This window comes from Kitasatospora sp. NPDC088134 (assembly GCF_044741705.1).
Classification (GTDB): domain Bacteria; phylum Actinomycetota; class Actinomycetes; order Streptomycetales; family Streptomycetaceae; genus Kitasatospora.
Genome location: NZ_JBIUTD010000008.1, coordinates 88,539 through 103,917 on the forward strand (window position 1 = coordinate 88,539; position 15,379 = coordinate 103,917).

Below are 15,379 nucleotides of genomic sequence, written 5' to 3' on the forward strand. Positions count from 1 at the left end.
GAACACCCCATCTCATGACCGTGAACCGCCTCCGTCCGCGCCGTTCCTGCCTGGCCGTGCCGGGCAGCAACCCGCGCTTCCTGGAGAAGGCCCAGGGCCTGCCCGCCGACCAGGTCTTCCTGGACCTGGAGGACGCCTGCGCCCCGCTGGTCAAGGAGAGCGCCCGCCACCACATCGTGGACGCCCTCAACAACGGCGACTGGGGCGGCAAGACCCGGGTGGTCCGGGTCAACGACTGGACCACGCACTGGACCTACCGCGACGTCATCACCGTGGTCGAGGGCGCTGGCCAGAACCTGGACTGCATCATGCTGCCCAAGGTCCAGGACGCCCAGCAGGTGATCGCGCTCGACCTGCTGCTCACCCAGATCGAGAAGACCGTCGGCCTGGAGGTCGGCAAGATCGGCATCGAGGCGCAGATCGAGAACGCCAAGGGCCTGATCAACGTCGACGCGATCGCCGCCGCCTCGCCCCGGCTGGAGACCATCATCTTCGGCCCGGCCGACTTCATGGCCTCGATCAACATGAAGTCCCTGGTGGTCGGCGAGCAGCCGCCCGGCTACGGCGCCGACGCCTACCACTACATCCTGATGCGCATCCTGATGGCCGCCCGCGCCAACGACCTGCAGGCCATCGACGGCCCCTACCTGCAGATCCGCAACCAGGAGGGCTACCGCGAGGTGGCCCGCCGCTCCGCCGCCCTCGGCTTCGACGGCAAGTGGGTGCTGCACCCGGACCAGGTCGGCGCGGCGAACGAGATCTACTCGCCCTCGCAGGAGGACTACGACCACGCCGAGCTGATCCTGGACGCCTACGACTGGTGCACCTCGGAGGCCGGCGGCGCCAAGGGCTCGGCGATGCTCGGCGACGAGATGATCGACGAGGCCAGCCGCAAGATGGCCCTGGTCATCGCGGGCAAGGGCCGGGCCGCCGGCCTGGAGCGCACCACCAAGTTCGAGATCCCGGAGGCCTGAGCGCGATGCAGTTCGGACGCACCTACGAGGAGTTCGAGGTCGGCGCGGTCTACAAGCACTGGCCCGGGAAGACCGTCACCGAGTACGACGACCACCTGTTCTGCCTGCTCACCATGAACCACCACCCGCTGCACCTGGACGCCAACTACGCGACCACCACCGTGCAGGGCAAGAACGTCGTGGTCGGCAACTACGTCTACTCGCTGCTGCTGGGCATGAGCGTCGAGGACGTCTCCGGCAAGGCGCTCGCCAACCTGGAGATCGAGTCGCTGCGCCACATCGCGCCGACCTTCCACGGCGACACCCTCTACGGCGAGACCACGGTCCTCGACAAGAACCTGACCTCGAAGCCGGACCGCGGCATCGTGTACGTCGAGACCAAGGGCTACAAGCAGGACGGCACCGTGGTCTGCGTCTTCCGCCGCAAGGTGATGGTGCCCACCGAGCAGTACCTGAAGGAGCGCGGCGGCGACCAGCCCGGCCGCCCCGAACCGCTCGCCTGACACCCCCCAGCCCCGGACGGGCGGGCCGCCGTCATCGGCCCTTGCCCCCACCCGGCACCCGGGGCTCCGCGGCAGCCACGCGCCGCGGAGCCCCACCACCCTCATCCCTCTTGAGCAGTCACGGAGCCGCACGATGGGACGCCTCGCACAGACCGACGGCCTCACCGAGATCCAGCGGGACATCCTCGCCACCGTGCGGGAGTTCGTCGACAAGGAGATCATCCCGGTCGCGACCGAGCTGGAGCACAAGGACGAGTACCCGACCGCCATCGTCGAGGGCATGAAGCAGCTCGGCCTGTTCGGGCTCACCATCCCCGAGGAGTTCGGCGGCCTCGGCGAGTCGCTGCTCACCTACGCCCTGGTGGTCGAGGAGATCGCCCGCGGCTGGATGTCCGTCTCCGGCATCGTCAACACCCACTTCATCGTGGCGCACATGATCAACGCGCACGGCACCCGGGAGCAGAAGGACTACTTCCTGCCGAAGATGGCGGCCGGCGAGCTGCGCGGCGCCTTCTCGATGTCCGAGCCGGGCCTCGGCTCCGACGTGTCGGCGATCTCCACCAAGGGCGTCAAGGACGGGGAGTTCTACGTCCTGAACGGCCAGAAGATGTGGCTGACCAACGGCGGCACCTCCAGCGTCGTCGCGGTGCTCTGCAAGACCGACGAGGGCGGCAGCACCCCCTACAAGAACATGACCACCTTCCTGATCGAGAAGACCCCGGGCTTCGGGCCGAACGAGACCGTCCCCGGCCTCACCGTGCCCGGCAAGATCGAGAAGATGGGCTACAAGGGCGTCGACACCACCGAGTTGGTGCTGCAGGACGTCCGCGTCCCGGCGGACCGCATCCTCGGCGGCGTCCCCGGCAAGGGCTTCTACCAGATGATGGACGGCGTCGAGGTCGGCCGGGTGAACGTCGCCGCCCGCGGCTGCGGCGTCGCCCGCCGGGCCTTCGAGCTGGGCATCGCCTACGCCCAGCAGCGGGTCACCTTCGGCAAGAAGATCTCCGAGCACCAGGCGATCCAGTTCAAGCTGGCCGAGATGGCCACCAAGGTCGAGGCCGCGCACCAGATGATGGTGATGGCCGCCCGCAAGAAGGACAGCGGGCAGCGCAACGACCTGGAGGCCGGCATGGCCAAGTACCTGGCCTCCGAGTACTGCAAGGAGGTCGTCGAGGACTCCTTCCGGATCCACGGCGGCTATGGCTTCTCCAAGGAGTACGAGATCGAGCGGCTGTACCGGGAGGCCCCGATGCTGCTGATCGGTGAAGGTACGGCGGAGATTCAGAAGATGATCGTGGGCCGCCGGCTGCTGGAGGAGTACAAGCTCGCCGACTGAGGCCCGCCCAGGACCCTCCCTCCCCAGGCCGGACCGCGGGCGTGCGGTCCCGAGTCCGGCCGTCCCGCCGCGCCCGCTCCCGGCCTGGTCAGCCGACCCTCGGCGGACGCGGCGCACGAGGCGGCCGACCAGCGCGTTTCCTCGGACGCGCGCCGGTCGGCCGCTTCCGTGCACCCGCCGTGACTGGCGTGTCGCTGAGACGTGAATCACCCGTGACCCGCGAGTCCTTGGGGAACCGACCCCCGTCCGGTTACGGTCGTACACACAGCAGGTGTACGACTCGGCAGGCAGGCGTAGTTCGACTAGCAGGCGGCTTGCCCAGATACCGGCAGGTCCCGATAGCATCCACCGGGACAGCAGCCGTCCCAGACAACTCGATCCCCGCGCCGGCCCCCGTCCAGGGGCCATTCAGTGTCCCCGCGCGGGGCCCGCGACCAAAAGGTCTTCGATGCCCATCAGCCCGTCCCCTCTCACCTCCGCCCAGGGTCCCGGATCCGAAGGGAGGCGTCCTCGCGTCACGATCGCGCGCGGCGCCACCCCGTGGTTCGTGCCCACGCTGGCCACCGCCGCCGTGACGACCGCCCTCACCCGGCGTTCCGGCAAGTGGGCTTTGGCTGCCGTACCGGCCTGCGCGCTCAGCGCGGGCATGCTGTGGTTCTTCCGCGACCCCGAGCGTGAGATCGGCCCCGGCCGGGTCATCTCCCCCGCCGACGGCGTGGTCCAGTCCATCGACGAGTGGCCGGACGGCCGGACCCGCGTCGCCGTGTTCATGAGCCCGCTCAACGTCCACGTCAACCGCGCGCCGCTGGCCGGCACCGTGACGTCCGTGGAGCACATCGCCGGTGGGTACGTCCCGGCGTTCAACAAGGACAGCGACCGCAACGAGCGTGTCGTGTGGCACTTCGACACCGAGCTCGGCGACATCGAGATGGTGCAGATCGCGGGCGCCGTGGCCCGCCGCATCGTCCCCTACATGGACGCCGGCACCAAGGTCGAGCAGGGCGAGCGGGTCGGCCTGATCCGCTTCGGCTCCCGCGTCGACACCTACCTGCCGGCGGGCGTCGAGGTCGGCGTCACGGTCGGCCAGAAGACCACCGCCGGGGTGACTCGCCTTGACCGTGACTGATCCTGAGACCCTCGTCTCCCTCGGCGACGAGGAGGAGACCGACCTCCGCCGCCGCCGCTGGGCGCGGGACCGCGAACTGCGCGCCCCCCGCTCCCCCCAGCACCTGTCCACCGCCGACTTCCTGACCCTCGGCAACGCCGTCTGCGGCTTCCTGGCGATCTACTCGATCACCACCGGGATCCTGATGCCGCACCTGACCGGCGAGTCCAGCGCCCCGGTCAAGCACAGCGCCGCCACCGCGGTGACGCTGCTGCTGATCGGCGCGATGTGCGACCTCTTCGACGGCCTGGTGGCGCGCAAGCTGCGCTCCTCCGCGCTCGGCGCCGAGCTCGACAACCTCGCCGACCTGATCAGCTTCGGCATCGCGCCGGCCTACTTCGTCGCCGTCTGGGGCATCGTCTCCCCCGGCTCCGACCAGCGGCTGTCCGCGCTGATCGCGCTGACCGTGCTGCTCGCGGTGGTGCTGCGGCTGGCCCGCTTCTCCGCCGTGAAGATGCGGCCGGGGATCTTCCAGGGCATGCCCTGCCCGATGGGCGCGATGACGGTGATCGCCATCGTGCTGCTCGACCCGCCGTTCGTCCCGGGCCTGCTGATGATCTTCGGCGTGGCCTACCTGATGGTCAGCCGGATCGAGTACCCCAAGCCGCAGGGCCTGCTGGCCACCGCCACCCTGGCCTGGATCGTCGTCTCCATCGGCTGCCTGGCCTCCTGGGCCGCGGGCCTGCCCGGCGGCGACACCCTGATGCACGTCGGTGCGGTCGCCCAGATCGCGCTGGCCGCGATGGCGCCGCTGCTGGTCATCCGCCGCAAGGTCGGCGAGAAGGTGGGCGTGGTCCGCGCCCGCCGCGCCGAGAACCGGGGCTGACGCCCCGGACCCGCGCACAGCAGAAAGCCGCCCGCCCAGAGCATCTCTGGGCGGGCGGCTTTCTGCTGTGCGGTCTTCCGTCTCGCGCAGTTCCCCGCGCCCCTGACGGGGCTTACGCTCCGCCGGTGTGGACGGAGAAGGCGCTGCGGCGGGCGGCGCGGGCGACGGCCGGGTCCGGGTGGACGGAGGCGACGGCGGTCAGCACGCTGGCGGCGCGCGGGTGGCCGGACTGGCGGGCCCGGTGGAAGAGGCGGACGGGCTCGCCCGCGGACGCGCCCTCGACGTGGCCGACCAGCAGGTTGGTCTCGCCGTGGTCGAGGACGGCGGCGGCGGTGTCGACCCACAGCCAGGCGGCGTCCTCCGCCCCCAGCACGTCGGCCGGGGAGGCGCCCCCCTCGTCCAGCTGTTCGGCCAGCCAGAGCAGCGCGTAGGGCCGCAGGACGGCCTCCTCGACGGCGGCCCGGACGCCCTGCTCGGCGGTGGAGCCGGCCACCACCCGGAGCGCCTCGAAGGCGAGGCCGCGGACCAGGGCGTCCTCGCCGCGGGCGGCTTCGAGGAGTTCGGCCACCGCGCGGTCGGCGGGGCGGGCGGCGACCCAGGCCCGGAACTCGGCGCGGGCCGGGCCGGGGCTGTAGTCGGCGCAGGCGCCGAGCAGTTCGACGGCGCTCTGCTCGATGTGGCCGGCGGCGGTCTGCGCGACGGTGCAGATCTCCTCCAGCTTGGCCCGGACCGCCCAGTGGCCGAGCGGGGAGAGCTCGGCGGCCTCGTCCCGGCGAGCGAGCGCGCCGACGGCGGCCAGGCCGTCCAGCATCCAGTCCAGGACGGCGGCGACGTCGGCGGGCGAGTGCGGGGTGTCGATCTGCGGTTCGCGGCAGGTGCCGCGGACGGCGGAGACCGCGGAGGCGGCGTGCGGCACCGGGGAGAGCGGAATCGTTCCGCTGCTCGGACCGAGGCGGCGCTCGTCGAGGCCGCGGCGGAGCAGTTCGAGCAGTTCGCTGTCGGCGACCGGCCCGTCCACCAGGTGCAGGAAGGAGAGCAGCTGGGGCGCCTGGTCGACGGCCTGGCCGGCCAGCTGGGCGAAGACGCCGCGCAGGGCGGCGGGCGGGACGGGGGCGAGCAGCGTCCAGGCGTCGAACAGCGCGGACCAGCCGCGGACCACGGCCTCGTCGTCGCGCTCCCAGGCGTGCAGGCGCCAGCCGGGGCCGGCGCCGCCGTCCCGGAGTTCGACCAGGCCGACCAGCAGCGCCTGGCCCCAGGCGTTGGCGGCGGCGCCGACGGTCATCGCCAGGGCGCGGCCGGCGGCGCGGGCGTCCTCGGGGAGGAGTTCGCCGCGCTTGTCGACCTCGGTGAGCTCGCCGGCCCAGCGGGCGACCCGGACCGCGTCGGCGAGCATCCGGCGGGCGGCCGGGGCCAGTTCGGCGGGCGCGGGGAAGCCGTCCGGCACGGGCACGCGGCCGCGCCCCGGCTTGGCGGGGACCCGGCGGCGGCCGGCGGCGGGCGGGGGGCCCTCGGCACGACCGACGGCCGTTCCGGGCAGACGGGTCACCGTCGCACCGGTGCGGTGGGGCGGCGGGTGCGGGGCATCACGGTCGCGCGGGTTCCGAGACGTCACGCCGTGCAGTCTTCCCCTTGTACGGGCCTTCTGTCACATCGACCGGCGGCCTGTCTCGGCCTCCTGGCCGAACCGTTCGAACGGCGTAGGAGCAATCCCGGACGAACCGGGGCAAATCATTCCACTTTACGTCATGTCCATGGCGGAATGGGGCGATCGTTCCGAGGCGGAGGACGCGGCGGGCCGGGTTCCGGTTCCGGCCCCTCCGCTTGTTCCCGCCCCCGGGCGGGTCAGAGCAGCGGGGTCAGGAAGCGGCGCAGCGCCTCGGTGTACCCGGCCGGGTCGGCGTTCCACAGCGCGGCGTGCTCGGCCTGTGGCACCGGGTGCAGGCTGACCAGGTCGTCGCGCTCCTCGGCGAGGTGCCGGGCGGCCGCCCACGGGGCGACCGGGTCGTCGGGGCTGTGCAGCAGCAGCGCGGGCGAGCCGAGGTCGGCGCCGGAGGCGATCCGGGCGAAGTCGGCCAGGTCGACGCCGGTGCGGCCCTGCGCGGCCAGCGCGCCGAGCTCGCCGAGGACCGGGGAGGACCAGGCCCGGGCGGCCTCCCGGCGGACGGTGCCGCTCCAGTCGAGCACCGGGGAGTCCAGCACCAGTCCGGCGATCCGGTCCCGCCAGGTGGAGCGGGCCGCGGTGTGCAGGGCGATGGTCGCGCCGACCGACCAGCCGTACAGCACGACCTTGCCGGCGCCCTGGGCGAGCGCGTACCGGACGGCCGCGTCGACGTCGTGCCACTCGGCCTCGCCGAAGTGGCCGAGGCCGTCCGGGGAGGGGGCGGTGTCCCGGTCGCCGCGGTAGCTGACGGTCAGGGTGGGCAGTCGCAGCGCGTGCAGCAGCGGCAGGACCGGCAGGGCCTGCTCGCGGTCGGCGCCGGGGCCGTGGATCAGCACCACCCAGGTGCCGCGGACGCCGGTGGTGCGCCAGGCCGGCAGGTTGCCCAGGTCGCCGGCGATCGCGATCTCGGTGTGGTCGAGGCCGAGGGCGGTGCGCGGGTCGCCGCGCAGGACCCGGGGCGTGATCCGGACCTCGGTGCCGACGGCGAGGGTGCCGTGCTCGGCCCGCTCCAGCCGCCGGGTGACCAGGCCGCCGCGCTCCTCCAGCACCTCGCCGACCACGGCGTGGCCGTCCGCGCCCCACTCCAGCGCATACTGCCCGCGGCGCACCGTGTCGGGCGTCGCGGTCAGCACCACCCGGCCCGGCCCGAGGGCCCGCACCACGGCGGGCGGCGGCACGAAGGCGGCTCCGCCGCCGGACCTGACCACCTGCTCCGACACTCTCCGGCCGAGCGCCAGGAAGGCCACCGCCCCGGTTCCTGCGGCGGCGGCTGCGACGACGGCGGCGGTTCCCCAACGCATGGCGGTCTCCCGGGTGCTGACGGTCTGTCCCCCTCCCAGTGCACCTGCCCCGGCCCCGGACGGCGAATCGGGGCGGCGCGGCGGGTGACAACCGGGGTCAGTCCGTCCGGCAGGCCGCGGCCTCGAACTCCGCGACGGGGACGGTGAGCACGTCGGAGCCGCGTTCGTAGCGGACGTTGCCGGGGGTGAGCCGCTCCCGGTCCGCCGTGGTGAAGGAGACGCTGCTCGCCGCCGAGGAGTCGTCCCGGGTCCCACCCCTGAGCCGGTAGGTGGTTCCGGCGACGAGCGGGGCCATGGGCGTCTCGGCCGTCCAGCCCTCGGCGGGCGCGTCCAGGGTCCAGACGGCCGGCCCTGGCCCGCGGGCGGGGTCCGCGGCCCATCTGCCGACCGTGGCCATTCGGTGGCCGTCGTCGTACTCGAGGCTCACCACGTCGATCCGTTTGCTGCAGACCATGAGGACCCCCAGCAGGTGGCCGTCCTGGTCCACCGAGATCCCGGCGACGGCGTGCACCGCCACCGTGCACCCCGAGGTCGTGGCCAGGGCGGCCAGGGCCGCGGCGGCGAGCGCGGTGCGCCGGAGGGCCGCCTCGGTGCGCGTGGGTCCCATGCTGCTTCTCCCCCGTTCCCCGCCCGTCCGGACCGTTCGGGCAGCGGCAGCAGCCTAGGGTCCGCCGGATGACACCCGGAGTGCACGGACGGTATCGATGCGGTCTCGGACCGGAAGCGGTCGGCGGGGTCGCGGGTGAGGGGCCGTCAGACGGGGTTCTGCTGGTGCACCCGGGCTGAGCTGGGGGGTTGGGGGCGGTGTGTGACCAAACCCTCCGTGGGGTCGGTTGACTGGCCGGAAGGGGGCGTGGTGGGATCTTCGGGCCAAACGGAGGCAAGCAGAGGAAGCCGGTGCGAGTCCGGCGCGGTCCCGCCACTGTGACCGCTCATCCCGCGGGGTGAGGGGGAGTCAGGAGACTCTGGCCGCCGTTCCGTCGATCCAGGGCGCGGACCCTGAGTGAGGACACGACGCCATGCGGGCTGCCCCGTACCTGGTGGGCGCGATCGCGGGTCATCTCGCGGACGCCCGGTTCGGCGACCCCCGGCGCGGGCATCCGGTCGCGCTGTTCGGTGCGGCGGCGTCCCGGTTGGAGCGCCGGATGTGGCGCGACGACCGCGGGGCCGGGGCGGCGTACACGGCGCTGGCGGTGGGGGCGGTCGCGGGCGGGGCGGCGCTGGCCGCGCGCGCGGTGCGGCGGTCCCCGGCGGCGAGTGCCGGGCTGACGGCAGCGGCCGTGTTCACCGTCCTGGGCGGGACGTCGCTGACCCGGGAGGCCCGCACCGTCGGACGGGCGCTGGCGGACGGGGACCTGCCGGCCGCCCGGGAGCGGCTGCCGCACCTGTGCGGGCGCGACCCGTCCGGGCTGGACGAGCAGCAGGTGGCCCGGGCGGTGGTGGAGTCGGTGGCCGAGAACACCGCCGACGCGGTGGTGAACGCCTTGGTGTGGGGCGCGTTGGCGGGGGCGCCGGGCCTGCTGGCGTTCCGCGCGGTGAACACCCTGGACGCGATGGTGGGGCACCGGTCGGCCCGGTACCGGCGGTTCGGCTGGGCCTCGGCCCGGCTGGACGACGTCGCGGGCTGGCCGGGGGCCCGACTGACGGCGCTGCTGACGGTGGCCGCCGCGGACTCCCCCGCCAGGGCCTGGCGGGTCTGGCGGCGGGACGGCTCCGCGCACCCGAGCCCGAACGCGGGCCAGGCCGAGTCGGCGTTCGCGGGCGCGCTGGGCGTGCGGCTGGGCGGGACGCTGCGCTACGGCGAGCGGGTCGAGCACCGGCCGGTGCTGGGCGCCGAACTCCCGCCGGTGGCCGTCCCCGACATCGAGCGGGCCTGCCGGCTCTCCCGCCGGGTCGGCGTCCTCGCGCTGGCGGCGACGCTCGGCGCGCGGGCGGTCCTGGCCGGACGGCGGCGCGGGTGAGCGCGGCCGCCGCGCGGTCCGCCCCCGGTCCTTCTCCCCTGTCTCCCCTGCTCTCCGAAGGAGTCCCGCTGTGAGCGGCGCGTTGCTGGTGGCCGGTACGACCTCGGACGCCGGGAAGAGTGTGGTGACGGCGGGCATCTGCCGCTGGCTGCTGCGGCAGGGGGTGCGGGTGGCCCCGTTCAAGGCGCAGAACATGTCGTTGAACTCGTTCGTGACGGCCGACGGGGCCGAGATCGGGCGGGCGCAGGCGATGCAGGCGCGGGCGGCGGGGGTGGAGCCGGAGGCGGCGATGAACCCGGTGCTGCTGAAGCCGGGCGCGGACGGGCGCAGCCAGGTGGTGCTGCTGGGCCGGGCGGTCGCCGAGGTGGGGGCGCTGGACTACCGGGAGCGCAAACCCGTGCTGCTGGAGCGGTCGTTGGAGTGCCTGGCGGACCTGCGGTCGCGGTTCGACGTGGTGGTGTGCGAGGGCGCGGGCTCCCCGGCGGAGATCAACCTGCGGGACCGGGACATCGCCAACATGGGCCTGGCCTCGGCGGCCCGGCTGCCGGTGGTGGTGGTCGGGGACATCGACCGGGGCGGGGTGTTCGCCTCGATGTTCGGGACGCTGGCGCTGCTGTCGCCGGACGACCAGTCGCTGGTCGCCGGGTGGTTCGTCAACAAGTTCCGCGGCGACGCCCGGCTGCTGGCGCCGGGCCTGGAGATGCTGCGGCAGTTGACGGGGCGTCCGGTGCTGGGGACGTTCCCGATGCTCCAGGGCCTGTGGCTGGACGCCGAGGACTCGCTGGACCTGGCCTCGGTGGCGGCGCGCCCGGCTGCGGGCCGACCGGTGGGGGCGGAGGTGCTGCGGGTCGCCGTGGTGCGCTTCCCCCGGCTGTCGAACTTCACGGACGTGGACGCACTGGCGCAGGAGCCGGGCGTGCTGGTGCGCTGGGCGACCCGGCCGGAGGAGCTGGCGGACGCCGACCTGGTGGTGCTGCCGGGGACCAGGGCCACCGTCGCGGACCTGGCCTGGCTGCGCGCGCAGGGCCTGGCGGAGCCGCTGGCGGCGCGGGTCGCGGCGGGGCTGCCGGTGCTGGGGGTGTGCGGCGGCTACCAGATGCTGGGCCGGGAGATCGTCGACGAGGTGGAGTCGAAGGCCGGGGCGGTGGACGGCCTGGGGCTGCTGCCGACCCGGGTGGTGTTCGGCGCGGAGAAGGTGCTGGCCCGGCCGACCGGGGTGGCGCTGGGCGAGCCGGTGGCCGGCTACGAGATCCACCACGGCGTGGTGGCGGTGGACGGCGGGGAGACCTTCGTCGCGGACGCCGACGGGCGGGCGCTGGACGGCTGCCGGGTCGGCTCCGTGTGGGGCACCACCTGGCACGGCGTGCTGGAGAACGACGCGTTCCGCCGCCGGTTCCTGGCCGAGGCGGCCCGGGCGGCGGGGCGGGCCTTCGTCCCGGCGCCGGACACCTCGTTCGCCGCGGCCCGCGAGCAGCGCCTGGACGCGCTGGGCGACCTGGTCGCGGAGCACGCCGACACCGGTGCGCTGTGGAAGCTGATCGAGAACGGGGCACCGGCGGGCCTGCCGTTCGTGCCGCCCGGGGCCCCGGCCCCGCTGGAGATGGGGAGTAGCAAGTGACCGAGGCCCGTTATCCGTTCACGGCGATCGTGGGCATGGACGACCTGCGGCTGGGGCTGCTGCTGAACGCGGTCTCGCCGGCCGTGGGCGGGGTGCTGGTGCGCGGCGAGAAGGGCACCGCGAAGTCGACGATGGTGCGGGCGCTGGCGGGCCTGCTGCCGTCGATCGCCACCGTGCCGGACTGCCGGTTCGCCTGCGACCCGGCGGCGCCGGACGCGCAGTGCCCGGACGGGCCGCACGAGGGGGCGGCTGCGGGTGAACGCCCGGCGTTCCTGGTGGAGTTGCCGGTCGGTGTGTCCGAGGACCGGGTGGTCGGCTCGCTGGACCTGGAGCGGGCGCTCGCCGAGGGCGTGAAGGCGTACGAGCCGGGCCTGCTGGCGAAGGCGCACCGGGGCGTGCTGTACATCGACGAGGTGAACCTGCTCCAGGACCACCTGGTGGACCTGCTGCTGGACGCGGCCGCGATGGGCCGTTCCTACGTGGAGCGCGAGGGCGTGTCGGTGCGGCACGCGGCCCGGTTCCTGCTGGTCGGGACGATGAACCCGGAGGAGGGCGAGCTGCGGCCGCAGCTGCTGGACCGGTTCGGCCTGACCGTGGAGATCGCGGCGACCCGGGACGCGGACGAGCGCGCCGAGGTGGTGCGCCGCCGGCTCGCGTACGACGCCGACCCGGCCGGTTTCGCGGCGCGCTGGGGCGAGCGGGAGCGGGAGCTCGCCGAACGGATCGCCGCCGCCCGGGAGTTGCTGCCGCAGGTGGAGCTGTCCGATCTGGCGCTGCGTCAGATCACCGCCGTCTGCGCGGCGTTCGAGGTGGACGGCCTGCGCGCGGACATCGTGATGGCCCGCACGGCGGTGGCGCTGGCCGCCTGGGCGGGGCGCACCGAGGTGCTGGAGGAGGACGTCCGGAAGGCCGCGCAGCTGGCGCTGCCGCACCGGCGCCGCCGCAACCCGTTCGACGCGCCGGGCCTGGACGAGGAGCAGCTGGACCGGACGCTGGCCGAGCACGCCCCGGAGGACGGGCCGGAGGACGACGGCCCGGGCGACGGCGGCCCGGGCGACGGCGGCGGTGGCCCGGACGGCGGTGGCACGCCGGAGCCGGGCGACCCGTCCGGTCCGAACGAGCAGGCCGCACCGGAGAGTTCGGACGCACCGGCGGACACACCGGCCGCACCGCCGCAGCAACGGCCGGGCGGCGGGCGGGAGTCGGCCCCCGTGGCGTCCGAACAGCCTTACCGGACACGGCTGTTCAAGGTGGACGGGACGGGGCGGGGTGCGCAGGGCCGCCGCTCCCCCGCCGAGACGGACGCCGGGCACACCATCCGGGCCCGCCGTCCGCAGGGCCGGCTGGCCCGGCTGCACCTGAGCGCGACGCTGCGCGCGGCGGCGCCGCACCAGGCGGCGCGCGGCCGGGACGGACGGGCGCTGGTGCTGACCAGGGACGACCTGCGCGAGCAGGTGCGCCGGGGGCGGGAGTCGAACCTGGTGCTGTTCGTGGTGGACGCCTCGGGGTCGATGGCGGCCCGGCAGCGGATGACGGCCGTCAAGGGTGCGGTGCTGTCGCTGCTGATGGACGCCTACCAGCGCCGGGACAAGATCGGCATGGTGACCTTCCGGGGCGCGGGCGCCGAGCTGGCGCTGCCGCCGACCTCCTCGGTGGAGGTGGGCGCGGCCCGGCTGGAGCAGCTGCCGACCGGCGGCCGGACGCCGCTGGAGGCGGGCCTGCTGCGGGCGCACGAGGTGCTGCGGGTGGAGCGGCTGCGCGACCCGGACCGGCGCCCGCTGCTGGTGGTGGTGACCGACGGCCGGGCCACCGGCGGCAAGGACGCGCTGGCCCGGTCGCGCCGGGCGGCCGGACTGCTGGCCGCGCAGGGCGTGGCGGCGGTGGTGCTGGACTGCGAGTCCGGCCCCGTCCGGCTGGGCCTGGCACGGGAGTTGGCGGCGCACCTGAACGGTGACGCGGTGAGTCTGGACGAGTTGCGGGCCGAGGGTGTGGCCTCGCTGGTGCGCGAGACGCGCACCGGCATGACGACGACGCGAAAGGCGGCGTGAGCGGTATGCCCAAGGGAGTGGCGGAGAACGTCCCGGACGACGGCCTGACGACCCGTCAGCGCCGCACGCAGCCGATCACGGCGGTGCACACCGGGCCGGGCAAGGGGAAGTCGACGGCGGCGTTCGGGATGGCGCTGCGGGCCTGGAACCAGGGCTGGCCGATCGGGGTGTTCCAGTTCGTCAAGTCGGCGAAGTGGAAGGTCGGCGAGGAGAACGCGCTGCGGGTGCTCGGCGAGTCCGGGCAGGGCGGCCCGGTGGCCTGGCACAAGATGGGCTCGGGCTGGTCCTGGGTGCAGCGCGACATCGAGTCCTCGGAGGAGGCGGCCCGGGAGGGCTGGGAGCAGGTCAAGCGCGACCTCGCCGCCGAGACGTACCGGTTCTACGTGCTGGACGAGTTCACCTACCCGCTGCACTGGGGGTGGATCGACGTGGCCGAGGTGGTCGAGGTGCTGCGGGACCGCCCGGGCAGCCAGCACGTGGTGGTGACGGGCCGGTACGCGCCCGCGGAGTTGACCGAACTGGCCGATCTGGTCACCGAGATGACCAAGGTGAAGCATCCGATGGACGCGGGCCGCAAGGGCCAGCGCGGTATCGAGTGGTAGCGAGTTGAGCACGATGATTCCCCGGCTGGTGGTGGCCGCGCCGTCCTCCGGGGCAGGCAAGACGACGGTGGCCACCGGCCTGATCGCGGCGCTGGCCGGGCGCGGGCTGAAGGTCTCCCCGCACAAGGTCGGCCCCGACTACATCGACCCCGGCTACCACGCGCTGGCCGCCGGGCGGCCGGGCCGCAACCTGGACGCCTGGATGAGCGGCCCCGAGCGGATCGCCCCGCTGTTCGCGCACGGCGCGGCCGGGGCGGACGTCGCGGTGGTCGAGGGCGTGATGGGCCTGTACGACGGGGCCGCCGGGCGGGGCGAGTTGGCGTCCACGGCGCAGGTGGCGAAGCTGCTGCGGGCGCCGGTGGTGCTGGTGGTGGACGCCTCCTCGCAGTCCCGGTCGGTGGCGGCGCTGGTGCACGGCTTCGCCTCCTGGGACCCGGAGGTGCGGCTGGCCGGGGTGATCCTCAACAAGGTCGCCTCGGACCGGCACGAGACGCTGCTGCGCGAAGCCCTGGAGGAGGGCTCGGGCGTGCCGGTGCTGGGCGCGGTGCGCCGGGCCGGGGCGGTCGACACGCCGTCCCGGCACCTGGGCCTGGTCCCGGCCGTGGAGCGCTCCGCGGAGGCGGTGCGGGCGGTCCGCGAGATGGGCGAACTGGTCGCCGCCTCCGTGGACCTGGACGCGGTGCTGGCGCTGGCCCGGACCGCGCCGCCGCTGACGGCGGACGCCTGGGACGCGACGGCGGAGGTCGAGCCGCTCGACGGGCCCCGGCCCCGGGTCGCGCTGGCGGGCGGCGCCGCGTTCTCCTTCTCGTACGCGGAGAACGCCGAACTGCTGGCCGCCGCCGGGGCCGAGGTGGTGCCGTTCGACCCGCTGCACGACGAACACCTGCCCGAGCGGACGGCCGGGTTGGTGATCGGCGGCGGCTTCCCCGAGGTGTACGTCTCCGAGCTGAGCGCCAACGCGGCGCTGCGGGCGGCGGTCGCCGCACTGGCCGCGAGCGGGGCGCCGGTGGTCGGCGAGTGCGCCGGACTGCTGTACCTGGGGCGGGAGTTGGACGGCCTGCCGATGTGCGGGGTGCTGGACACCGCCGCCCGGATGACGCCCCGACTGACCCTCGGCTACCGGGAGGCGGTGGCGCTCGCCGACTCGCCGCTGGCCGCGGCGGGCTCCCGGGTGCGCGGCCACGAGTTCCACCGCACCGCCACCGACCCGGCGGCCGGCCCGTCCCCCGCCTGGGGCTGGCGCACCCCCGCAGGACCGCACACCGAGGGCCACCTGCACGGCTCGGTGCACGCCTCCTACCTGCACCTGCACTGGACAGGCGCGCCCGCGCTGCCGTCCCGGCTGGTGCGGCACGCCGCGCGCTGGGCGGCCGGGCGCGACTGAT

13 protein-coding genes and 1 riboswitch are annotated in these 15,379 nt (G+C 74.5%); of the genes, 10 read left to right on the top strand and 3 right to left on the bottom strand.

Annotation, left to right across the window (positions count from 1 at the left end):
* Positions 1-14 precede the first annotated feature (14 nt).
* From ACIOHG_RS15405 to ACIOHG_RS15425, 5 genes are all read left to right on the top strand, one after another.
* Positions 15-974, top strand: a complete 960-nt coding sequence (locus ACIOHG_RS15405) for an HpcH/HpaI aldolase/citrate lyase family protein (RefSeq protein WP_400950165.1) — start codon at positions 15-17, stop codon at positions 972-974.
* Between the two features lie 5 nt (positions 975-979).
* Positions 980-1,477, top strand: a complete 498-nt coding sequence (locus tag ACIOHG_RS15410) for a MaoC family dehydratase (protein ID WP_400950167.1) — start codon at positions 980-982, stop codon at positions 1,475-1,477.
* Positions 1,478-1,610: 133 nt separating this feature from the next.
* Complete coding sequence (locus ACIOHG_RS15415) at positions 1,611-2,813, top strand: acyl-CoA dehydrogenase family protein (RefSeq protein ID WP_400950170.1); 1,203 nt, start codon at positions 1,611-1,613, stop codon at positions 2,811-2,813.
* 448 nt (positions 2,814-3,261) lie between these two features.
* The gene (locus tag ACIOHG_RS15420) at positions 3,262-3,939 is read left to right on the top strand and encodes a phosphatidylserine decarboxylase (protein ID WP_400950172.1); all 678 of its coding nucleotides are present in this window, start codon (positions 3,262-3,264) and stop codon (positions 3,937-3,939) included.
* Positions 3,926-4,804, top strand: a complete 879-nt coding sequence (locus ACIOHG_RS15425; RefSeq protein ID WP_400716013.1) for a CDP-alcohol phosphatidyltransferase family protein — start codon at positions 3,926-3,928, stop codon at positions 4,802-4,804. The genes ACIOHG_RS15420 and ACIOHG_RS15425 overlap by 14 nt, the downstream gene beginning before the upstream one ends.
* Before the next feature lie 112 nt (positions 4,805-4,916).
* Here the strand turns inward: ACIOHG_RS15425 and ACIOHG_RS15430 are convergent, their stop codons facing one another.
* From ACIOHG_RS15430 to ACIOHG_RS15440, 3 genes are all read right to left on the bottom strand, one after another.
* A complete protein-coding gene (locus ACIOHG_RS15430) occupies positions 4,917-6,254 on the bottom strand; it encodes a hypothetical protein (protein ID WP_400950175.1) in 1,338 nt (445 codons plus the stop codon).
* Positions 6,255-6,646: 392 nt separating this feature from the next.
* Positions 6,647-7,765, bottom strand: coding sequence for an alpha/beta hydrolase family protein (locus ACIOHG_RS15435; RefSeq protein WP_400950178.1), 1,119 nt, complete (start codon positions 7,763-7,765; stop codon positions 6,647-6,649).
* 97 nt (positions 7,766-7,862) lie between these two features.
* Positions 7,863-8,372, bottom strand: a complete 510-nt coding sequence (locus ACIOHG_RS15440; RefSeq protein WP_400950181.1) for a hypothetical protein — start codon at positions 8,370-8,372, stop codon at positions 7,863-7,865.
* A 279-nt stretch (positions 8,373-8,651) separates the two neighbouring features.
* A riboswitch (cobalamin riboswitch) is annotated at positions 8,652-8,731 on the top strand.
* A gap of 53 nt (positions 8,732-8,784) precedes the next feature.
* On the opposite strand from ACIOHG_RS15440, the gene ACIOHG_RS15445 reads away from it, so the two are divergent.
* The 5 genes from ACIOHG_RS15445 to ACIOHG_RS15465 all read left to right on the top strand — a co-directional run bounded on the left by ACIOHG_RS15445 (position 8,785) and on the right by ACIOHG_RS15465 (position 15,378).
* Entirely contained in the window at positions 8,785-9,726 is a 942-nt protein-coding gene (locus ACIOHG_RS15445; protein ID WP_400950183.1) for a cobalamin biosynthesis protein, read from the top strand.
* Between the two features lie 70 nt (positions 9,727-9,796).
* A complete protein-coding gene (locus tag ACIOHG_RS15450; protein ID WP_400950185.1) occupies positions 9,797-11,344 on the top strand; it encodes a cobyric acid synthase in 1,548 nt (515 codons plus the stop codon).
* A gap of 35 nt (positions 11,345-11,379) precedes the next feature.
* Positions 11,380-13,392, top strand: a complete 2,013-nt coding sequence (locus tag ACIOHG_RS15455) for a putative cobaltochelatase (RefSeq protein WP_400950593.1) — start codon at positions 11,380-11,382, stop codon at positions 13,390-13,392.
* A 5-nt stretch (positions 13,393-13,397) separates the two neighbouring features.
* Positions 13,398-13,994, top strand: a complete 597-nt coding sequence (gene cobO, locus ACIOHG_RS15460; protein WP_400950188.1) for a cob(I)yrinic acid a,c-diamide adenosyltransferase — start codon at positions 13,398-13,400, stop codon at positions 13,992-13,994.
* Between the two features lie 13 nt (positions 13,995-14,007).
* Positions 14,008-15,378: a cobyrinate a,c-diamide synthase gene (locus ACIOHG_RS15465; protein ID WP_400950596.1), complete on the top strand. Its 1,371-nt coding sequence runs from the start codon at positions 14,008-14,010 to the stop codon at positions 15,376-15,378.
* Position 15,379 lies beyond the last annotated feature (1 nt).